Annotated in this window: 21 protein-coding genes; 3 read left to right on the forward strand and 18 right to left on the reverse strand. The window is 41.9% G+C overall.

What is annotated here, in order from left to right; translation table 11 throughout:
- Positions 1-12 precede the first annotated feature (12 nt).
- The 13 genes from GXZ17_RS05100 to GXZ17_RS05160 all read right to left on the reverse strand — a co-directional run bounded on the left by GXZ17_RS05100 (position 13) and on the right by GXZ17_RS05160 (position 14,816).
- Entirely contained in the window at positions 13-855 is an 843-nt protein-coding gene (locus tag GXZ17_RS05100) for an FAD/NAD(P)-binding protein (protein WP_409376206.1), read from the reverse strand.
- Positions 836-1,828 (reverse strand): 4Fe-4S dicluster domain-containing protein, encoded by a 993-nt coding sequence (locus GXZ17_RS05105; protein ID WP_409376207.1) that lies wholly within the window; start codon positions 1,826-1,828, stop codon positions 836-838. The genes GXZ17_RS05100 and GXZ17_RS05105 overlap by 20 nt, the downstream gene beginning before the upstream one ends.
- Positions 1,825-2,763, reverse strand: coding sequence for a 4Fe-4S ferredoxin (locus GXZ17_RS05110; RefSeq protein WP_409376208.1), 939 nt, complete (start codon positions 2,761-2,763; stop codon positions 1,825-1,827). Before GXZ17_RS05110 ends, GXZ17_RS05105 begins: the two co-directional genes overlap by 4 nt.
- Positions 2,756-3,190: a hydrogenase iron-sulfur subunit gene (locus GXZ17_RS05115; protein WP_409376209.1), complete on the reverse strand. Its 435-nt coding sequence runs from the start codon at positions 3,188-3,190 to the stop codon at positions 2,756-2,758. The genes GXZ17_RS05110 and GXZ17_RS05115 overlap by 8 nt, the downstream gene beginning before the upstream one ends.
- Positions 3,187-7,584: an FAD-dependent oxidoreductase gene (locus tag GXZ17_RS05120; protein ID WP_409376210.1), complete on the reverse strand. Its 4,398-nt coding sequence runs from the start codon at positions 7,582-7,584 to the stop codon at positions 3,187-3,189. The genes GXZ17_RS05115 and GXZ17_RS05120 overlap by 4 nt, the downstream gene beginning before the upstream one ends.
- Positions 7,571-8,062: a 4Fe-4S dicluster domain-containing protein gene (locus GXZ17_RS05125; protein WP_409376211.1), complete on the reverse strand. Its 492-nt coding sequence runs from the start codon at positions 8,060-8,062 to the stop codon at positions 7,571-7,573. The genes GXZ17_RS05120 and GXZ17_RS05125 overlap by 14 nt, the downstream gene beginning before the upstream one ends.
- 4 nt (positions 8,063-8,066) lie before the next feature.
- Complete coding sequence (locus GXZ17_RS05130) at positions 8,067-8,978, reverse strand: methylenetetrahydrofolate reductase (protein ID WP_409376212.1); 912 nt, start codon at positions 8,976-8,978, stop codon at positions 8,067-8,069.
- Entirely contained in the window at positions 8,975-9,625 is a 651-nt protein-coding gene (locus GXZ17_RS05135) for a methylenetetrahydrofolate reductase C-terminal domain-containing protein (protein ID WP_409376213.1), read from the reverse strand. Before GXZ17_RS05135 ends, GXZ17_RS05130 begins: the two co-directional genes overlap by 4 nt.
- A complete protein-coding gene (locus GXZ17_RS05140; RefSeq protein WP_409376214.1) occupies positions 9,622-9,984 on the reverse strand; it encodes a hydrogenase iron-sulfur subunit in 363 nt (120 codons plus the stop codon). Before GXZ17_RS05140 ends, GXZ17_RS05135 begins: the two co-directional genes overlap by 4 nt.
- On the reverse strand, positions 9,981-11,366 hold the full coding sequence (locus GXZ17_RS05145; RefSeq protein ID WP_409376215.1) for an ATP-binding protein: 1,386 nt from the start codon (positions 11,364-11,366) through the stop codon (positions 9,981-9,983). The genes GXZ17_RS05140 and GXZ17_RS05145 overlap by 4 nt, the downstream gene beginning before the upstream one ends.
- Before the next feature lie 2 nt (positions 11,367-11,368).
- Complete coding sequence (locus GXZ17_RS05150; protein ID WP_409376216.1) at positions 11,369-12,349, reverse strand: FAD-dependent oxidoreductase; 981 nt, start codon at positions 12,347-12,349, stop codon at positions 11,369-11,371.
- 10 nt (positions 12,350-12,359) lie between these two features.
- Complete coding sequence (locus GXZ17_RS05155) at positions 12,360-14,054, reverse strand: formate--tetrahydrofolate ligase (RefSeq protein WP_409376217.1); 1,695 nt, start codon at positions 14,052-14,054, stop codon at positions 12,360-12,362.
- 120 nt (positions 14,055-14,174) lie between these two features.
- Entirely contained in the window at positions 14,175-14,816 is a 642-nt protein-coding gene (locus tag GXZ17_RS05160) for a corrinoid protein (RefSeq protein ID WP_409376218.1), read from the reverse strand.
- A 128-nt stretch (positions 14,817-14,944) separates the two neighbouring features.
- Here GXZ17_RS05160 and GXZ17_RS05165 point away from each other — a divergent pair, with 128 nt between their 5' ends.
- Positions 14,945-15,721 (forward strand): formate/nitrite transporter family protein, encoded by a 777-nt coding sequence (locus tag GXZ17_RS05165; RefSeq protein ID WP_409376219.1) that lies wholly within the window; start codon positions 14,945-14,947, stop codon positions 15,719-15,721.
- A gap of 168 nt (positions 15,722-15,889) precedes the next feature.
- Here the strand turns inward: GXZ17_RS05165 and tsaA are convergent, their stop codons facing one another.
- Positions 15,890-16,378: a tRNA (N6-threonylcarbamoyladenosine(37)-N6)-methyltransferase TrmO gene (gene tsaA / locus GXZ17_RS05170; RefSeq protein ID WP_409376220.1), complete on the reverse strand. Its 489-nt coding sequence runs from the start codon at positions 16,376-16,378 to the stop codon at positions 15,890-15,892.
- A gap of 268 nt (positions 16,379-16,646) precedes the next feature.
- On the opposite strand from tsaA, the gene GXZ17_RS05175 reads away from it, so the two are divergent.
- Positions 16,647-17,279: an HD domain-containing protein gene (locus tag GXZ17_RS05175; protein ID WP_409376221.1), complete on the forward strand. Its 633-nt coding sequence runs from the start codon at positions 16,647-16,649 to the stop codon at positions 17,277-17,279.
- A gap of 6 nt (positions 17,280-17,285) precedes the next feature.
- Positions 17,286-17,414 carry a hypothetical protein gene (locus GXZ17_RS05180; RefSeq protein WP_409376222.1) on the forward strand — a complete coding sequence of 43 codons (129 nt, stop codon included), beginning with the start codon at positions 17,286-17,288 and terminating at the stop codon, positions 17,412-17,414.
- 215 nt (positions 17,415-17,629) lie between these two features.
- On the opposite strand, the gene GXZ17_RS05185 is transcribed toward GXZ17_RS05180, so the two are convergent.
- The 4 genes from GXZ17_RS05185 to GXZ17_RS05200 form a co-directional block, all read right to left on the reverse strand.
- Positions 17,630-18,490: a PAC2 family protein gene (locus GXZ17_RS05185; protein WP_409376223.1), complete on the reverse strand. Its 861-nt coding sequence runs from the start codon at positions 18,488-18,490 to the stop codon at positions 17,630-17,632.
- 148 nt (positions 18,491-18,638) lie between these two features.
- Positions 18,639-19,958 carry a replicative DNA helicase gene (gene dnaB / locus GXZ17_RS05190; RefSeq protein WP_409376292.1) on the reverse strand — a complete coding sequence of 440 codons (1,320 nt, stop codon included), beginning with the start codon at positions 19,956-19,958 and terminating at the stop codon, positions 18,639-18,641.
- Positions 19,955-20,431: a 50S ribosomal protein L9 gene (gene rplI / locus GXZ17_RS05195; protein WP_409376224.1), complete on the reverse strand. Its 477-nt coding sequence runs from the start codon at positions 20,429-20,431 to the stop codon at positions 19,955-19,957. The genes dnaB and rplI overlap by 4 nt, the downstream gene beginning before the upstream one ends.
- 11 nt (positions 20,432-20,442) lie before the next feature.
- Positions 20,443-21,351 carry a YybS family protein gene (locus GXZ17_RS05200; protein WP_409376225.1) on the reverse strand — a complete coding sequence of 303 codons (909 nt, stop codon included), beginning with the start codon at positions 21,349-21,351 and terminating at the stop codon, positions 20,443-20,445.

Here is a 21,351-nt window from a genome sequence, read left to right on the forward strand (position 1 = left end):
TTCTTTCCCTCTTCAGTATTCTTCTGGTAAATTCTGCAATACTTCATAAGAAAAAACCGGTCCTTCCTGGCAAACGTAGAAAGGCCCGATATTGCACCGGCCACATTTCCCCAAACCACACTTCATTTTCATCTCTAAGGTAGTGATTATCTGAGAAGGGGAAAAACCCATCTCCAGAAGAGACTTAATGGTAAATTTTATCATAATCGGTGGACCACAAACTATACTTTTCCACTCCTCTGCCTTTATTTTTACCTCCTCTTTTAGCACTTGAGGAACCAACCCTACTCTTCCCCTCCAGGAACTATCTCCCCGGTCTACAGTAACGAGAAGATGGAGGTCTTCTCTTTCCTCCCATTTTTCTAACTCCCACTTAAAGACCAGATCTTCGGGACTTCTTGCCCCGTAAAGGATGAATATTTCTCCAAACTCTCCCCGGTGCTGAGGAGAAAGAACGTAGTTAATGAGAGAACGCAAAGGAGCCAGCCCGATCCCTCCTCCCACAAAGAGAAGATTATGGTTTTTTAGCTCCTCTATGGGGAAGCCATTTCCATAGGGACCTCGCACTCCTATCTCTTCTCCCTGGTTCATCCGATGCAGAGCAGTGGTTACCGTTCCTATCCTTTTAATGCTGAATTCTAAAATTTCTCCATCGGTAGGAGAAGAAGTTATAGAAAAGGGGGCTTCTCCTCTCCCCGGAACAAATACTTCAGCAAATTGCCCGGGAAGATAGGAAAAGATTGAGTTCCCTCGCAAGCGGAAAGTCTTAATATCTCTGGTTTCCTCGATAATTTCCGCTATAGGTAAAAGAAGAGGTAGATAAGGATTATTAATTTCAGGTTCTGAAGCGGTCAATTTTTTCCACCATCCTCTCAATAGCCTCTCGAATGTCCCAGTTTACCGGGCACTTCTCTACGCACACTCCACAACCTACGCAGGCAAAATTTCCTTCTCGCTCTGGAAAATAGGAAAATTTGTGCATCACTCGTTGCCTCACTCGCTCTTTTCCCGTAGGACGGGGATTATGAAAAGAAGCGTGAAGGGTAAATTTGGGAAACATACAGCTATCCCAGCTGCGGAGCTGAAACCCTTTTAGTTTCCCTTCTACGTTTAAATCAAAGCAATAACAGGTAGGGCATAAAAATGTGCAAGCACCACAGTTTATACAATGCCAGCTGAGCTCATTCCATTCTTCATCTTCAAAATAACGGTAGAGTTCTTGAGGAAAATAAGAAGGAAGAAGAGAAGGAAGCACACTTTCGGCTTTTTTTTGAAGAGCCTGAATTTCCTCTTTTATTTTTTCTTCCACCTCTTCACTAAAGGAAAAAAGTTCTCCTTCTCCCTGGATATAAATATCATCTTCCCGAGGAACTAAAAATAAAGCTCCTTCATCTCTCCAGAAAGGGCCTCCTCCTACTGAAGAACAAAAACAGGTGGGCTCAGGTTGTAAACAAGCCATAATTCCCAAAGAAAGCGATTTTCTCCTCAGCCAGTAGTTTTTATCTATCGGGTTATTTAAAAAAATTTTATCAGTAACCTCAATAATCGCTCGAGCTTCGCAGGGAAGAGAAAAAAGGAAAGCCGGAGAGGCACTAATCTCTCTTTCTTTTATTTTCCACTTCTCCCCTGTCCAGAAGTAACGGTAAACTTCCTCCCCGGGAGGGAGAAGGATTTCCTTTCCATTTTTAACTACTTTTACTTCCCGGGGAAACCACTTTCCATACCTGCTTTTAGCCCGTTCGGTTAAAAATACTCTGTCTTTTTTATCTTCCACCCACTCCCACCATTTTTCCTTAGCTATTAATCCTTCATTCATCGCTTTCCTCATTTTATGAACTCCCCGGGGTCAGTTTCTCTGTAAGTTAAAAGAGGGGCATCTTCTTCAAGTGACAGCCCGGCTTCAAAAGAGAAATTATTTTTTATTATCATTTCTACTTTTAAAGGTAAAAGTCCGATTTTTATCTCCTCCGGACAGGCCCGCTCACAAGCTCCACACTCTACGCACCTTCCTGCCAGATGCATGCTTCTACCTAAATGGAAAAACAAATTATCAGAAAGAGTGGGAACTCCACTCACCCAGCGAGGTAAATCACTTTCTGCAAAGCACTCCTTACAGTAGCACAGTGGACAGGCATTGCGGCAGGCATAACAGCGTATACAACGACTCAACTCTTCTTCCCAAAATTGCCATCTCTCTTCCTCCGATTGGCCATTTATTTTTTCTAAGTAATCGGTGCTGGAACTTCCCCAGGGCTCTCTTTTTTCCCCTATTAGCTCATCATAAAGGGGAGGATTAGGATATCGGCAGCGAGAGCAAGTGTCTTCTAAAAAAGGAAATATCTCCCATTTTTTACCTTGCCAGAGAAAAGTGTCTTTCTCAAAGGAGAAATCTTCTTCTTTTATTTCTCCCAGCTCTTTTTCTAACTTGGTTTTGCTAATCATTCCCGGGCACGGTAATCCTATTATATGAACTCTCTCCCGGGGGAATTGTTTTTCCTGAATCAAAACCATTACTGCTCGAGCATCGCACCCTTTGGCCAGAAGAGCAATCTTTTTAGAGCTATCCCGGTAGGGTAAAAGATAGCGAGCTAAATTGGGGCTCGAGAAGTGATTCCACACCAGTTGCTCTGTATCTTCAGGAGAGGAAATCAAAACTGGTCTGGCCTGAAAAGGTAAAGACCCGGAGGTATAGCCAATAACCATATCTACTGTTTTTGTTTCCAAAAGCTCTTCGGATTTTCTTCGTATTTCTTTTTCAAACATGGAAGGTAAACTCCTTCACCAACTTTTTAGCTGGACCCAATTTTTTCACTTTTTCTACCGTTTCTTCTACCACTTGAGAAAACTTTTGTCCTTCAGAAGCTGAAACCCAGGAAAACTGCACTCGATCTTTTTCTATTCCTACCCATTGTAATAATTCATGGAGAATAAAAAATTTACGCCGGGCAAAATAATTACCACTCAGGTAATGGCAATCACCAGGGTGACAACCAGAAACTAAAACTCCATCTGCCCCTTCTCGAAGAGCTTTCAAAATATAAAGAGGATTAACCGCTCCCGAACAGGGAACACGAATCACCCGGATGTTGGGAGGATATTGAATTCTGCTTATTCCTGCTAAATCAGCACCAGCATAACTACACCAGTGGCACAGAAAAGCTACAATTTTAGGTTCCCAGTTGTTTTTCATAGTATATACTCCATCTCCGAGACTATTTCTTCCGGAGCAAATCCCGGCACCCGGATAGCTCCACTTTTACAGGTAGCACTGCAAAGGCCGCACCCCTTGCACAAAGCGGCGTTAACCTCGGCTATCCTTTGCTCCTGGTCTACTTTTACTGCCTGATACTGACAGACTTTTTCACAATCACCACAGGCAGTGCATCGTTCCTTAATCACCTGGGCAATTTGAGCTTCAGATTGAATGGTGTCTTTACTTAAAACATTCATAAGCCGGGAAACACAAGCTTTGGCTTGCAAAATACTTTCTCGGGCTGGTTTGGGGCTATGAGCCAGGCCACAAACATAAACTCCATCGGTGGCAAAGTCTACCGGGCGGAGCTTTACATGAGCTTCTAAAAAGAAGCCATCCTGGTTAAGAGGCACTTTAAATAGCTGAGCTATTTTCTCGTTACTCCTCTGTGGTTCTATTCCGGTGCTCAAAACCACTAAATCGCTATGCAGGATAACTTCTTCTCCTAAGGAGCTCCTGAGGTGCAGAGCAATATCTTCCCCCAGAGATAGAGAGGGAGGAAGGTCATCGGGAAAGGGGATGAAAACCACTCCTTTCTCCCGAGCTTCTCGATAATAGCTTTCTGCGAGACCATAACTTCTCATATCCCGATAAAGAATGTATACCTCAGTCTGAGGAGAGAGTTTTTTAAGAGTCAGGGCATTTTTCAAAGCCGTAAAACAACAAACCTTACTGCAATAAGGATGCTCCTCATCTCTTGAACCTACACACTGAATCATAACCACTCGTTGAGGAGACGATGATAGCCCCTCGTTTAGCATTTTTTCCAGTTCAGTCTGGGTAATTATTCTCTCATCTTCCCCATAATGAAATTCTCGAGGCTGATGTTCTGTAGCACCGGTAGCGATAATTACCCCTCCGTGACGGATAACTTTTTCTTCCCCTTTTATTCGTAATTTGCTTTCAAAATTGCCCACAAAACCATTAACCTCTATCACTTCTGCTTCCCGAAAGGTCTCTATATCCAGGTGTTCACTTATATCTCTCTCTAAACTGTTTTTAAATTCTACTAAATCTTCACCTTCTAAGGTAAATCGGTGATTAAAACCCCGCAGCTGCCCTCCCAGCTCTTTCTCTTTCTCTACAAGGTACACCCGCAAGCCTTGCCTCTGGGCTTCTTTTGCCGCTACTAAGCCGGCAATCCCCCCTCCCACAATGAGAACCGATTTATCTACTGACAAAGAAACAGGCTGCAACGGCTCTAAAAAGGAAGCTTTAGCTACCGCCATAGCTACTAAGTCTTGTGCTTTTTTTGTGGCTTCCTCCGGCTGGAGCTGATGTACCCAAGAACATTGGTCCCGGATGTTGGCCATCTCAAAAAGATGAGGATTCAGTCCTGCTTCGCGGAGAGTTTCTTGAAAGAGAGGTTCATGAGTCCGAGGGGAGCAAGAAGCTACTACTATTCTATTCAAATGGTATTCCTCTATTTTTTCCTTTATTCTCTCCTGAGTATCCTGAGAGCAGGTATAAAGATTGGCTTCCACATAAGCTACCCCGGGAAGCTTTTTCGCTTTCTCCACTACTTCTTCTATCTTTACCACTCCAGCGATGTTTATTCCACAGTGGCAGATGAATACTCCAATACGTAATGGTTCAGACTCCACATTTCTCTCCAGAGGATATTCTTTTTCCTTCACCTCCTGGAACCGAGAAGAGTGGAGAAAAGAAGCTACCTCACAAGAAGCAGCACTGGCCTCTATCACTGTATCAGGAATATCTTTTGGTCCACCTAATGTCCCTGCTACCCATATTCCTTCTTTTAAAGAGCGAATGGGGAAAAGAGAATCGGTATAAGGAAATCCTTCCGGGCTTAAAGAAAAGCCTAATTTTTCTAACTCTTCTTTTTGTTTCTCCTCTATCTCTAAACCCACCGATAGCACCACCAAATCAAAAACTTCTTTTTCTACCCCTCCCTGGGGATTAGAATAATAAAGTTCTAAGTCCCCATTATCCAGCTCTTCAACTTTATCTACTTTGCTCTGGACAAAACGGATTCCCTCTTTTTTAGCCCGTTCATAATAGCGTTCAAAATCTTTTCCGTAAGAGCGAAGGTCGATATAGAAAATGGTAACCTGAAAATCTTTCTCTCCTTCCAGCAATAGATGTTCTTTAGCTACCAGAGCTTCTTTGATAGCATACATACAGCAAACTGAGGAACAGTAAGGTTTTCCTCTATCCGGGTCTCGAGAACCCACACACTGGATGAAAGCCACTTTTTGGGGAACTTTTCCATCTCCCGGTCTTATTACTTTCCCTCTAAAAGGACCAGAGGCATTGAGAATACGCTCAAAATCGAGGCTGGTGATCACATTGGGATATTTTTTATATTTTAGCTCTCGGTAAGCTGAAGAGGGGTCAAAGGCATGGGCTCCGGTAGTGTAAATTATTGCTCCTACCTGTATTTCTTCTTCCCTGTCCTCCTCTTTATGGTTTATAGCTCCTCTCTGACAGGCTAAAACACACTGCATACACTCTGCGCATCCTCCACAGGTAAGGCACCTTTCTGCTTCACTTTGCGCTTCTTCGGTGCTGTAGCCCAAGCTCACTTCCGAGAAATTTCTAATCCTCTCTTCTGCAGGAAGCTTTTTCACTTTTACTTGCGGCTTTCTTTCCCTGTTCCAGGGAATATTCAAAGGTGCAGGAGGTCTTTTTTCTTCTGAAAACTTTTCACCCTGTAGAAAGCTGGAAATGGAAAGAGCGGCTCTTTTCCCCTGAGCAATGGCCTCCACTAAAGTAGCAGGGCCTAAAACCACATCTCCCCCGGCAAAAACTCCCCCTCGAGAAGTATGTAGGGCATCATCGACCATTATCGTTCCATAGGAAGTGAGCTCTACTTCTCCTTCTGGTATATCTACTCTTTGCCCTGTAGCTACCAGGAAAAGGTCTCCCTCCACTTCAAAACCAGCCCCGGGAATAATTTCCGGTCTTCTTCTTCCCGACTCATCAGGAGCACATAACCTCATAACATAAGTCTCCATAAAAAGATGTCCGTCTCTTTCTTCGAATCGGCGGGGACTGGCACAAAAGTAAAACTCTACCCCTTCTTCTTGTGCTTCTTCAATTTCCTCAGCTCGGGCGGGCATTTCTTCCCGAGAGCGGCGATAATACACAGAGACACTTTTTGCCCCCTGGCGAAGAGCGCTGCGAGCACAATCTATGGCCACGTTGCCTCCTCCAATTACCACCACATTTTCAGCTTCAGGAACATCATCTCCCTGGTTGAGAGAAACGAGATACCGAAGACCATCCCATACTCGAGGGTGATCCTCTCCTTCTATCCCTAATTTCATCCCTTTCCAGGCTCCTGTGGCTATGTATATAGCAGAGAAGCCCTCCTCAAATAGAGTAGAAAGAGAGAAATCCCTGCCCCACTCCTGACCATAGATTATTTTCACTCCCAAATTTTCGATAACTTTTATCTCTTCTCCTACCACCTCTCGAGGCAGGCGATAGGGAGGAATGCCAAAGGTCATCATTCCTCCAGCTTTTTTTCGCTTTTCCAGCACTGTTACCTCGTAACCTTTCCAGCTCAAAAAATAGGCGCAGCTCAAACCGCTGGGTCCTGCTCCAATTATGGCCACTTTTTTATCTTTTTTCTCTTCTGGCTCGGGAAGTGGACAGATACCTTTTTCTCTTCCATAATCAGCTAAAAATCGCTTAAGGTAAGGTATCCCTAAGGGTTCATCCAGGATACCTCGCTGGCAGTGCTCCATACAGGGGTGATGGCAGACTCTTCCACAGATACCGGGAAAAGGATTATCCAGATAGATAGCTCGTAGAGCTTCCTCTAATTGTCCTTTTCGTAGAAGAGCGATGTATCCTTCTGCCTTTTGTTCTAAGGGACAATTTGCCTGACAGTTGGGGACTCCTTTTTTTTCAATGGTGAAAGCACCAGGGAAAGCCTGGGGAAAATAACGAAATATGGCTTTTCTGTTACTCAGCTCTCCTTCAAACTCGTTGGGTAAATCTATGGGACAAACTTCCTCGCAATCGCCGCAACCGGTACATTTATCTTCTTCTACAAATCGAGTCTTTCTTCTCACTTTTACAGTGAAATTTCCCGCTTCTCCCTCAATGGACTCTACTTCCGAATAAGAGAGAACTTCAATATTGAAGTGCCTTCCACATTCTACCAACTTAGGAGAGAGAATACACATAGCACAATCATTAGTGGGGAAAGTTTTATCCAGGCGGGCCATTAGCCCTCCAATGGAAGGAGAAGACTCCACAATATACACTTTGAAACCAGAATTAGCTAAATCGAGAGCGGACTGGATACCCGCTATTCCTCCTCCCACCACCAATACTTTACCCACTTTATTTTCGGTCATTCTCTTTTTCTCCTTGTTCTCTCACCCAGGAGAGCTTCCGGACTTCCTCCTGGTACAAATCTACATATTCTTGAAAGGAGGGAATTTTCTCTTCCCACAGGTAATCAATCAAATCTCGGCGTAGTTTCTGGGTCTTTCGGTCTATATCCTCTACCATTTTTATCCAGTGGGTATCTACATAACCTTCTTCGGCGGCCATTTCTCGTAAAACTTTCAAAATATTCGTGAACTCTACATCTTGAGGGCAATGGGCAGTGCAGCGATAGCATCCCACGCACATCCAGATAAATTTGGACCGCAAAACACCTTCTCTCTCTCCTAAAAGCACCTGGTGAATTATACGCCGGGGATTAAAACCTTCTTCTACCTCTGCTACCGGACACCCGGCAGTGCAGATACCGCAGGAAAAGCAAACTAATAATCCTTCCCCTCCCGGGCGATTTGCTACCTGGTATTTAAATTGATAATCTACGACCATTATCTCAGCTCCTCTCCGGGCGAGGATACAGATTGGCCTCTTTTACTATTTCTGGAACTATGCTTTCCCAGGATATAGCCATAATATGCACTCCCCTCACTCCCTCTATCTTTTTCAGCTGTTCAATGGTTTCCGCGCAAATTCTTACTCCTTCCTCCTTGGGGTCTTTAGCTTTTTTCATTCTCTCTACTAAAGAATCGGGAACCACCACTCCCGGAACTTCATTTTGCATGTAACGCAGAGCAGAAAGAGATTTAACCGGAATCACCCCCGCTAAAATAGCAGCTTTTTTATCCAGGCCCGCTTTTCTTACCTCTTCCATAAACCGGGAGAAAATTTCCAGGTCAAAAACTGCCTGAGTTTGAATAAATTGTGCCCCGGCGGAGATTTTTTTAGCTAAGCGAATCACCCGGAATTCCAGAGGGTCAGCAAAAGGGTTGGCTCCTGCTCCTAAAAAAGCCTTTATTTCCCCTTTTAGGGGTTCCCCATTCTGGAAAACTTTTTCGTCTCTCATATTTTTTAAAATCTGGAGAAGCTGTATAGAATCCACATCAAAGACATTTTTGGACTGAGGGTGATTTCCCATACTCTGGTGGTCTCCGCTGAGGCAGAGAAAATTCTCCACTCCCCAGGCACAAGCACCCAAAAAATCACTTTGTAGAGCAATGCGATTTCTATCTCTGCAGACCATTTGCATCACAGGCTCTATCCCCTTATCTTTAGCTATCAGACAACTGGCAAAACTGGAGAGACGAACAATGGCAGTCTGGTTATCGGTGATATTCACCGCATCCACAAAACCACGGAGCCCATCACATTTTTTCTCTATTACCTCTCGATTTACCCCTTTGGGAGGCCCAACTTCCGCCGTAACAGCAAATTCTCCCCGACGAAGGATTTCTTGCAAAGCGCTCATAACCGGACATCCTCTCGTATCATCTTTCTCTGTCCTCCGTAGTGAGAAGTAGACCAATCCCGAGGAGGCTGAATGGCATAGAGGACTTCCAGTTTATTTTCTTTCTTCAGCCGATCGTAGATAAGCTGCCAGGCACAATCTCTATCAGGTTTTATTTCACATTTGCCACTTTTCGAGCCTCCACAGGGTCCATTCAAAAGACTTTTAGCACAACGAGTAACCGGGCAGATATAGCCGAAAAGATGTACGGTACAATTCCCACAACCCCAGCATCGCTCTTCCCACAGACCCTGTTCTTTGGGCATACCCATAAAGGTAGTATTGAGGCCCGGAAAAATCTTTTTCTCCGGAAAGTACTCAGCTAAAGTCTGTACCCCCACTCCACAGGCCAGAGAAATTATCGTATCCGCGTGTGTTATTTCTTCTTTGGCTTTCAGATTAAACTCCGGCTCACATTGTCTCTCTATAGTGGAATCTTCTGCTTCCCATCCCTTGAGATGCAAAAGAGAAGAAAGCTCCCGAGCTTCTTTTTCTCCTCCCGACATGCAGACTGTAACGCAAGTCCCGCAACCCAGAACTAATACTTTCTCTCCTGGCACTAAAAATGAAAAAATTTCTTTTATCGGCTTTCGTTCAGCTATGATCATTTTTCCCTCCAGATAAACTCCTCACTTACTTTTTCTATTTCTCCAACTTTACCGGAAGTGACAAAGGCTATGGCCACTTTTTTGGAAATATCAGCTTCCTGTAAAAGAGAATTTACTCTTTTTGTTTTGAGATAAGCTCCTCGGCTTCCTTTTTGATTGTGACAACTATCTAAGGGGCAACCAGCTAAAAGCAGGGCATCACTATTTTCCAGAATTTGAAAAATCATTTCCTCAGTTACCAAACCCAGACAGGGGATAGAAAAGACCTCTACCTCCTCAAAAGGTAGCAACTCTTTTTCTCCCCATCGAAGAAGAGCAGGGTATCCACTTTTATCGCAACCCAAAGCTACTACTTTCATCTTTTTCCTCCTAAAGAGATCACAGATATCCAGTCCTCAAGAGATAAACCCTTTGCTTCGATGGCATGAGCGGGGCAGAAAGAGGTACAGAGTCCACAGAGGTGGCAGAGTTCCCAGTTTATCCTGGTTTTCTTTTTTTGTTCTTCTATTTCTATAGCCCCCCAGGGGCAAGTGCGCAAACAAGTAAGACACAGAACACACTTTTCCTCATCTACCTCTATTCTACCTATCTCTCTTACCATTCCCTTTCTCAAGTATTGTTCTACTACTTGAGAAAACTTCTCCTCTTCTCCGGGAAGAGAAATAAAAATCCCTTCTATTCCCGAAGAAAAAGGAGAAATATTGGGGTTTTCAAGGGGCAAGATTTCTCCTTCTATTTTATCTCCCCGAAAGAAAGGAGCCAGATCAAAAGGAAGAATATTCCTCTCAGGCAGGAAAACCAGCCAATTAGCCGTTATTCTTTGCCTCAGTTTATCTCGCTCAGTAGTGAGCTCTACTTCTATCCCTCGCATGTCTAAAGTAGGTTGGGTAAGGAGATTTGAAAAATCTACTTTTTCAAAAATAACCCCGGAAGAGCGCGCTATTCGGTATTCTTTTTCTAAGCCTTCTCCGGCTACTAAAACTTCTTCTACTAAAACTAAAACCTCCGCTCTGTCTCTTTGCGCTAAAAGCCAGGAGAGATGGAATACCTGAGACCATTCTTCCTCACTTACGCCCTTTTTGGGGAGAATGAAAATGATGGTCTCTCCTGTAAATCTATTTTCTTCTACTTGCTTTTTCATAAACTCCAGGTTCACCAATCGCCGAGTATCCTGAATTTGCGAAGAAAAAGAAACTGGAGGTTTTTTTTCTTCAGAAGGCAACACTATCACTGCCCCGACACTTTCCCCGGAGGGAGAAAGATAAAAATTTACTCCCTCTCGCCGGAGAGAAAAAGAAGGAGGAGGAATTATTGTATCTATACCTCTCTCTTTTAAAGATTTTTCCAGTGCTGGAGATGCTTGAGGCAAAACTAAAACTCTATTTTCTGGTACTACCATCCGTGCTTCAAGAGGAAAAAGGGGTTGCGACAGAGACCGAACGATAAATTTTTCGAGGATAGAGAGAAAAGACTCCGGGAAAATAATTCTAACTTCTTCTCCGGGGAAAACTTGAATTCTGGAAGGATTAACTCCCCACTCCCAGGAAAGCAAAGATAACCTTTCTTGAGGAAAGGAAAGACTGTTCCCCAGGATGAAGATCCTATCGTAGTCGATAAAACTATCGGGTTTGTTTTCCCAATATCTTACCTCTATCTTCCAACCATTATTTCTCTCCATTTCCTCTATTAGAAAATCAGGAAAAGGGAGAGCATCATCTATTAACCAGAGAAGTTTACTCAAAGTTATCCTCTCCACACCCGCCAGATTTCTTCTGCTACCATTTGTGCTTCTTCCCGGGTGGTTTCAATGTCTTTAGGACCACAAGCTGTACCGCATACAAAAACTCCCTTGCAAGAGGTGTGTCCCTCACCGTAAGATTTTATAAAACCAGTAGAATCAAAGTTGAGCCCTAACCACCTTCCTATTTCTTTAGTGCCAGAGGAAGGAATCATTCCCACTGAAAGAATCACAGCATCGTAATCTTTTCTTTCCACTCCCTGTTCTTCAAAAACTAAAGACAATTTTCCCTCCCTCTCTTTTACCTCATAAGGTAGATGACGAATTAAATTAACTTTATCGGCTATTTCCCATAATTTTCCCTTTTTCTTTCCCAAAATTTGTAAATCCATATAATAAAAATCGATGTTAATTTGAGGATAGGAAAATTTCAGATTTTCCGCTATACGCAAAGCATAACGACAGCAAACTTGAGAACAATAACCCCGTTTCTCTTTGAAATTTCGAGATCCAGCACACTGGATAAAAGCTAAAGACGAGAAATCTCGAAAAGAGGAAATAATACCTTCGTTTAAGCCTCTTTCTATATCCCAGCCACTATAAACCCGGGGAAATTTCCCTCCCCCTAAAAGAGGGAGACTTTCAATCTCCAGAGGAGAAGCACCAGTTGCTACTACGAGCAATTGACTGGTAATTCTTTCTCCTTTTTCGGTCTTGATTTGAAACTCCCTACCGGATTTATCCAGAAAAGTTATTTTTCTGCCTTCTAAAACATCAAATTTTTTAAAGAAAAGCTCCTTTTGTAGATTAATAAACTGGCAAACTCCGCAATAAAGGCACTCATCAGTAGCCTTACAACCTAAATCAGTTGATAGCCCTCCCAGAGATGATTCTTCTATCACTAAAACTTTCAACCTATCCTGCAAAGTTTGAGCAAGAGTTAATCCCGCCACTCCTCCCCCAATTATTACTAAATCGTAAGTCATTTTTCCTCCCTTAAAAAAGACCTACTACTCTCCCCTGATGGTCAATATCCACTTTATTTCCTGCCGGTTCTGACGGCAGGCCAGGCATAGTGCTCATTTCTCCACAAAGAGGATAGAGAAATCCAGCACCAATAGAGGGGCGAATATCCCGGATGGGAAGCTTAAATCCTCGGGGTCTACCCTTTAACTTAGGGTCATGAGAGAGAGAAAGATGAGTCTTAGCCATACAGATGGGAAGTTTATCCCAGCCCAGATCGGTAAATCTTTTAATCCCTTCTTCTGCTTTTGGTTCATAGATTACTCCATCAGCACCATAAATTTTGGTAGCTATGATTTCAATTTTTTCTTTAATAGGAATATCTAAAGGGTAAAGAAAGCGAAAATCTTGAGGCTCATCACAGGCTCTTACTACTGCTTCTGCCAGGTTTCTTCCTCCTTCTCCTCCTTTTTCCCATACCTCAGATACTTCTGCAGCAAAAGCTCCATTTTCTAGAGCAATTCTCCTTACTGTTTCCACTTCTCTATCGGTATCAGAAGCAAAAAGATTGATAGTCACCACTACCGGTACTCCAAAAAGACGAGCATTTTCAATCTGCTTTATCATATTCTCCGAACCTTTTTCTACCGCTTCTACGTCTTCAGAAGTAAGCCCCGGGTCCAGAGGCCTACCAGCAACTACTTTATACTTTCCGCTGTGCATTTTCAAGGCCCGGATAGAGGTAACCATTACCACACAACTGGGAATTAAGCCACTGTAGCGACATTTGATATCCATAAATTTTTCCATCCCACAATCTGCACCAAAACCGCTCTCTGTAACCACGTAATCACTCAAACGGAGAGCAATCTGGTCAGCAATAATAGAGCTATTTCCATGGGCAATGTTAGCAAAAGGACCAGCATGAACAAAGCAAGGAGTATTCTCCAGAGTTTGCAAAAGATTAGGTTTAATAGCTTCTTTCATAAGAACAGTCATCGCTCCAGCACACTGTAAATCTTCAGCAGTAACTGGTTTTTTGTCCTTATTATAACCGATAACTATTCGTCCCAGTCGCGCTCGCAGGTCAAAAATATCAGTAGTCAGAGCTAAAATAGCCATTACCTCAGAAGCTACGGCAATATCAAAGCTACTTTCTCGAGGAACTCCATTAGTTTTTCCTCCCAAACCGATGACTATTTTTCGCAATGCCCGATCACTGATATCTACTACTCGAGGCCAGCTGATAGTAAAAGGATCGATATTCAATTTGTTGCCATGATGAAGATGATTATCGATGAAAGCAGCCAATAAGTTATTAGCAGCAGCCACAGCATGCGTATCGCCGGTGAGATGAAGATTAAAATCCTCCATAGGGACTACCTGCGAGTACCCACCTCCTGCTGCTCCTCCTTTAATCCCAAAAACCGGACCTAATGATGGCTGACGAATACAAACTATACTTTTTTTACCGATTTTATTAAGAGCCTGGGAAAGGCCAATAGTGGTTACTGTTTTACCTTCCCCCAGAGGCGTGGGAGTAATAGCGGTGACGTCAATGTATTTACTCTGGGGTTTTTCAGAAAAATTTTCTAACACTTCTAAAGAAACTTTTGCTTTATATTTACCATAGAGATCGATATCATCAGAAGATAATCCCAGACTTTGTGCTATTTCAGTAATAGGCTTCATTTGTGCTTTTTGAGCAATTTCTAAATCACTTAACATTTCTACCCTCCTAAATTTAAAAGTTAAATTATTTATTAATTAAAATAATTAATTAAGTTGATAACGACCAAGAGAAGAAAAGTATTTTCTCTTGGTCGTTAGAATAGAAAGCTATACAGCTCAGCTAATACCCAGTAATTCTTTAGCTTTATCCACAGCTGAGGCAGCATCAGGAGCATAACCATCTGCTCCCACTTCATCAGCAAATTTTTGAGTTACCGGAGCTCCTCCAATCATAACTTTTACCTGGTCTCTGATGCTTGCTTCCTGAAAAGCTTTAATGTTCTCTCGAATTTGTATCATAGTAGTAGTCAAAAGAGCAGACATTCCTACCAGCTGGGGCTGATATTCTTCTATGGCTTGAATAAACTTCTCCGCCGGCACATCTATACCTAAATCAATTACCTCAAAACCGGCTCCCTCCATCATCATGGCCACTAAATTCTTACCAATATCGTGAAGGTCTCCTTTTACCGTCCCAATGATCATCTTGCCCACCGGTTCTACTCCAGTTTCTGCCAGTTTGGGTTTGAGAATTTCCATCCCTGCTTTCATGGCCCGAGCAGCAATCAAAACCTCTGGAACATAAATCTCATTGGCTTTAAACTTTACCCCCACTTCGTTCATGCCTTTTATCATACCTTCATTTAAAATCTCTTGAGGAGAAAACCCCTCACTGAGAGCTTTTTGAGTAAGCTCTGCTACAGCTTTAGCATTACCGGCAAAAAGCTCTTTTGCTATTTGATCTAAAATTTCCGCCATTTTAGACCCTCCCTCTCTTAATTTTTTGCTATATTAGCATAAGATAATAGAAAAATCTATAACTATGCTATATAATTTTTCCATAAAATTAATTTTAGCTTTTATTTAATTTATAAGGAGGGTTAAAAATGAATCAGGAAAGAACGATCATCCAGAGATGGTGTGAAGAAAAAACTGAAAAAAGAAGAGGAATAATTATCTTTATCGCAGCTATATTGGCTGGAGCATATATCGGGTTTGCTGCTCAACTCTTCACCCTGGTTACCACTTCCTCTCTACCATTAGGGCTTAACCAGCTTTTAGGAGGGTTAGCTTTTTCGGTGGGATTGATTATGGTAATTCTGGGGAAAACAGAACTCTTTACCGGCAATTGCCTTTTAGCCTACCGATGTTTCGACTCTCCCCATCGGTGGCGGGAAACTTTAATTAACTGGCTGGTGGTCTACGCTGGAAACTTTTCAGGAGCACTATTATTACTTCTTCTCTACTACCTATCAGGGCTATTCTCCATGGGTAACTTTCTCATAGCAGAAAGAGCCTATGCCATACTAGAAGCCAAAGTAAGTCTGACCTTTTCCCAGGCTTTTTTCCGGGGTATTCTCTGCAACTGGTTAGTGTGTCTTGCGGTTTTACTTTCCTTATTTTCAGAAAATAACCTTACCAGACTTTTGGTAATACCCATTCCTATCACTACTTTTGTGGCTTTAGGGTATGAACACAGTATCGCTAATATGTATTTTCTACCGGCAGGAATGATAGCCCAGAATTTCATAGAAGGAGCAAAAAATATAAGCTGGGGAGCGATATTTATAAAAAATCTAATTCCTGTTACCATGGGAAACATCATAGGAGGAAGCCTGTTAGTAGGATTTCTTTACTGGATTATGACCAGTAGGGAAGAGTAAAAAAGCCGGGCTAAAAAGATAAATCGGAGGCCTACACTACACAGGAATCTGGAGCAATGTGTATTTTTTTATTTTTCTAAAGGAGTCAGGTCTAAGGTTCGAAATATCTGAGTATTATAATTCTCTTTAGCTATATTCGCTAAAAAACCTCTGGCGGGAGAGTAATATTCAGCTCTCGGCAAAACGACCATCGTCACGAGCATAAGGTAGATTGGAAAGCTTCTCTTCCAGCCATCCTCGTTTTTCCACTGGTGGAGAATCAAAATCAGGTAAATAGGGCTTAATATCTAAAAGAGGAGTTCCATCCAGAATATCTAATTCCTGGATAGAAAGGAGATTGTTCTCTACTTTCAGTAGTTTTACCACCGAAAGACCAATAGGATTGGGTCGGGAAGGAGCCCTGGTGGCGAACACTCCTCTCAGCTTCTGGTCTAAAAAGGGCTTAACTTTAAGGCTACCAGGCCTGGCCAGATGAAAATGATAAATAAGGATGATGTGAGAAAACCCCTCCAGGTCTTGTAATCCTTCCACATATTGGTCGAATATTTCCACTGTCCCTGATACCCCACCAGCAGTTCGGGGCTGAATAGGAGTTCCCTCCGGTTTTAGATAAGGAGAGTGAATAATTCCAATTGGTTGATAACAAATTTGCATCATCTTTTCCCCCGTCTCAATTTTAGCTCCAGATAATTATACTCTTTAAAGGGAGAAAAGATAACCGATTATGGGAAAATGATAAGACTTGTCATATAATAGATACTCGAATCATTACAGTTTGAAAATACGAGAGGACACAGCGCAAAATTCATTAAAAAACGTATTTAGCGGTTTTTCAAGCCGGAGTTAGAAATTCAGGTTTCTCTGGTGAATGAGCGCGTTAGACAATTGCTTGTATAAATAAAAACTGAGGAGTTTGAGGCTGGAAATGAGTTTAATTGCTTTTGAGCAAAACAAAAGATTAGAAAAACAGATTAACTTTATAATCGAAATAGATAAAGTTAAAAATGTCATCCGAAAATCGTTATTATTCGATGGTAGTCGGTTTGAAAATGTGGCAGAACATTCCTGGACCGTATCTATAATGGCAATTTTATTGAAAGAATACGCCAACTTTAAAGTAGATATAGAAAAAGTGCTATTTATGCTGCTAATTCACGATATCGTGGAAGTTGATGCTGGTGACACATTTTTATATTCTGACGAGAGAAAAAACGCTCATTTCAATGAACAGAGAGCCGCAGAAAGAATATTCGGGATACTGGAGCCTGACCAGAAAAAGATGTTCATTGATACCTGGAAAGAATATGAAGAAGGGAAAACAAACGAAGCTAAATTTGCTCTGGTATTCGATAGATTACAGCCCATTACCCAGAATTACGTATGTAAAGGTATCACCTGGAAAAAGCATAATGTTACTTATGAACAAGTTGTAGAAGAAAATAAATGTATCAAAGAGGGCTCAGAGGAAATATGGAGCTTTGTAGAATACATTTTACAGAAATCAGTTGAAAAAGGTTATTTGGCCAAAAACCAACCCCCGAGGGAGGGAGGGAAATAAATCAAATTGTACTGGAAAGCAATTATCGCCATGCACGCCGGGACGTGTTTTCCAGGAATAGTTCTTTATCTTTTTGTCTCTTTGTTTTATGTTTACACCGGAGCACTGAGGAAATTGTTTTTCTTTCCTCAATAGCTTTTTATATTTTGCCTTTTTTGTGTATTTGGAAAATAACAAAGGGGAGTTTTTTCTCTATAATTCTGGATTCCTGATAGAGCCTCTCGGGGACAACGGATGAGAAAGAGGGTTATAGGGGACAAAGCCCCCTTATAACCATAAGTCATAACAGATTTTGCGTTTTGCGGGATGCTGTGATGAGATGTACTACCTTTTTTTCAGCTTTATCTTTCTCAAATTTTATCAATACCGTGCCTTCTGAGCCATTCTCGAAAATTCTGGTCGTCTTCTAAAATTTCTCGATCGTAATTCTCCTCTAATTTTTTGATTCGCTCTACTAAGTCAGGATACTTCTTTACTAACTGTTCTACGTTTCTATCAAATTCTTCACTCATGTTTACCAGGTCTTCTCCTACTAAAGGCAAGTTAAGAAGAGAAGAAAGAATTCCTAAAGCAGAAGAAATACCTTTGGGATTAGTAGCCTGGATATACATAGGTATTTCCACCACCAAGTTAATCATCTCTACTCCTTTTTGAGGAGCCATAAGAGTGAGAAGGGTGGTAATACTGGCTGGACCTTCGTAATCATTGAAATAAAGGTTATAGCCTTCCAGTTCTTTTTTTAATCTTTCATCAGAAACGGAACAAGTTACCCGCGGTTCTCGAGTATGGGGAATCAACCCACTAACACTACCTATGAAATAAATTCTCTTCACTCCAAATTCTTTTCCCAAAAAAAAGATATTCTCTACATACTCATTCCACTTCATGTTAGGTTCTTTACCCAGAAAGAGAAGAAGGTTTTCCTTTGAAGCACAGAAAAATTGGTTCTGGGGATAGTGAAATTCGGTTATTATTCCCTCTTTAATCAAAGTGTAAGGGCGAAACTGGGCTACCTCTTCCATGCTTCCAGGAAAATTAAACAGATAAAACTCCTGGGGGTCAATTTCTGCTATCATTTCTGCTGCAAATTTTTTTTGGAGATAGGCCACCGAACCGCTGGAAACATCTCCTCCATCCATCCAACCAGTAAACCCTACTAAAAGAGAAGGATTTGATAATAAAGGTCTTTGATATATAGTGAGCTTGTCCATTTCCCACCCTCCCAATCTTAATATTCTGTTGAACCCCGGAGCGTTCTTTAACTAAGGAGGGGGTTTAAAGAGGGAAACACTCCGAGGTTCAACCTTTTTATATCCAGAGTTTAATAAATAGTTCCTTTTTTACCCTATTTTTTGAAAATTATCGGGCCAGATTTTCAAAGCGAGCATAGTCTTTCTGAAACATCAGCTCTACCGTTCCTATGGGGCCATTGCGCTGTTTAGCTACAATAACTTCAGCAATTCCCTTTTTAGGGGTGTTAGGATTATAATAATCTTCCCGGTAAATAAAAAGAACTAAATCAGCATCCTGCTCTATAGCCCCGCTTTCCCGTAAATCAGAAAGCTGAGGCCTCTTAGGAGTTCTCTGTTCCACTGCTCTACTAAGCTGAGAAACTGCTATGACAGGCACATTTAATTCCCTCGCCATGGCTTTCAAGGAACGGGAAATTTCCGAAATTTCCTGCTGCCGATTCTCCGGGCGACCGTATCCTCTCATAAGCTGGAGATAATCAACTATAACTAAACCTAAACCTTTCTCTGCTTTAAGACGTCGAGCTTTAGCTCTCAACTCCAGAACGGAAATACTGGGAGTGTCATCAACAAAAATATTTGCTTCAGCTAATCTCCCTGCCGCTCGGGCCAATTCCGGCCATTCCCTCTCCGCTATAAATCCCTTTCTCACTTTTGCCGCGTCAATTCGAGCTTCGCTACAGAGCATTCTCTGAGCAACTTGATCCTTGGACATCTCCAGACTAAAAATAGCCACAGAGATGTCTTTTTTGGTCCCTACATATTGAGCAATATTCAAGCATAAACTGGTTTTACCCATACCAGGACGGGCTGCTACTACTACAAAATCAGAAGGCTGAAAACCAGCAGTAATCAAGTCTAAATCTACAAAACCAGAAGGAACTCCAGTAACGTGCTCATCTCGATGATACAACTCCTCAATTCGATCAAAAGCCTCGTTAATTATGACCTTGAGAGGCACAAAATCATAGCGAATCTTCTTTTGAGAAAGTTGTAAAATCCAGTTCTGGGCTCGGTCTAAAAGTTCTTTAGCATCCAGGTCTGCATCATAGCTTTCCCGGATGATTCTGGTACAAAGGTTAATTACTGAGCGAAATATGGATTTCTCTTCTACAATATGAGCATAATACTCAGCGTTAGCAGCTGTAGGCACAATGTTTACCAGTTGAGTTAAATAATCTATGCCCCCTACAGCCTCCAGCTGATTCTTTTGCCTTAATTTGGCAACCAGAGTTACAATGTCACAGGCCTGGTCTTCTTCAAAAAGCTCCGCAATGCTTTCAAAAATAATGCGATGATTATCCCTGTAAAAGTCTTCCGGTTGCAAAATATCTAACACCCGTAGAAGAGCTTCTTTATCAAGAAGCATCGACCCCAGAGTAGCTTGTTCTGCCTCGAGGTCATGGGGCGGAACCCTCTCGATACTCAGGACTCTTCCGCCTCCTCCTCCTCCACTTCTTCTCCCTGAACTTTTACTTGAACTGTAGCGTAAATGCCTTTACCCAGGTTAACTTTCACCGGATACTCACCTATTTCTTTGAGAGCTTCTCCCAGTTCCAGATATTTTCGATCTAAATTTATGCCCACAACCTGAGAAATCTTCTCCGCTATTTCCCGGGAGGTAACCGATCCGTAGAGTTTTCCCGTTTTCCCTGCTTTCTTTTCGAACTCAAGAACCAAACCATCTATTCTTTCCTGTAGTATTTTAGCCTCTTCTAACTCCTTAGCCTCTCGAATAGCTCTTTTCTTTTTCAGTGCTTCTATCTGGGTAATATTACCCTTGCTAGCCTCTATAGCTAATTTTCGAGGCAAAAGATAATTACGAGCATAACCGTTCTTTACTTCTACCATGTCTCCTTCTTTTCCTAAATTTTCCACTTCCTGCAAAAGTATCACTTTCATATATATCCTCCTCACTTCCCTCTAATTTTCCGCAAATCAAAACAAAAATCAAAAACTCCCACCCAGCTCAATATGGTAGAAAGCAGTGGCTGCAAAGCCACAAAAACTACTATAATTGTTAACCAGAATCGAGAACGAATATACTTACCCAGAAAATAGTATACCACGGATGCCCCTTGAACTAAAAAAAGCACCTGGGTAACCATTCGTAAATTTAGACCAATCTTGCCCCAAAAAGTAGCTCCTCCAAACAGAACGAAAAGCCATCCCAGAGCAAAAGCCCAAAAAATAGATCTGGGCAGTTGCAAATTCTCAAAAGGAGGAAAGGGAGGAAATTTAATATCCAATCTCTTTCCTATCCAGCTACCTAAAATAAAATTGAGTACCGTGTCAAAAAGAGAGGCAATAAAAACTGCAGCAGGTAAAACCATATGGATAAAACTGGCTATCATCTCTACATCTATACCTCCCTCCTGAGGAAAAAAAGATAGGCCCTTTTTCAAACCTTCTTCCAAAAAAGACAGAGTTTCTGAAAGAGGGTTTTGACCCATGATTAAAAATACTAAGCCAATTAATAACAACTTAGAGGAAATAGAAACCAGAGTATTTATCCCTATTACTTCTATAAAGTTATAACCTCTTTTGATGGTAAGACCCATAATTAATCCCAAAAAAGTAAACCCTACAAAACAGGTTAAAGCAGATATGGCGCCGGCAAAGATAAAAACTATAAAACTAGCCACCAAAGCCGCCAGCAACCCCGCTTTCATATCCCAGCGAATGGTTAAAAACATAATTGGAAGAGGACAGAGAAAGCTCAATAAAAAACCTAAAACAGGGATATATATCGAAGATAAATAAAAAATAACGGTGAGGGCAGCCAGAAAAGCTCCCTCCACCGTGGATCTGGCTTGTCTCAT

It is taken from the genome of Candidatus Sordicultor fermentans, from assembly GCF_012728195.1.
Lineage (GTDB): Bacteria > Atribacterota > Atribacteria > Atribacterales > Caldatribacteriaceae > Sordicultor > Sordicultor fermentans.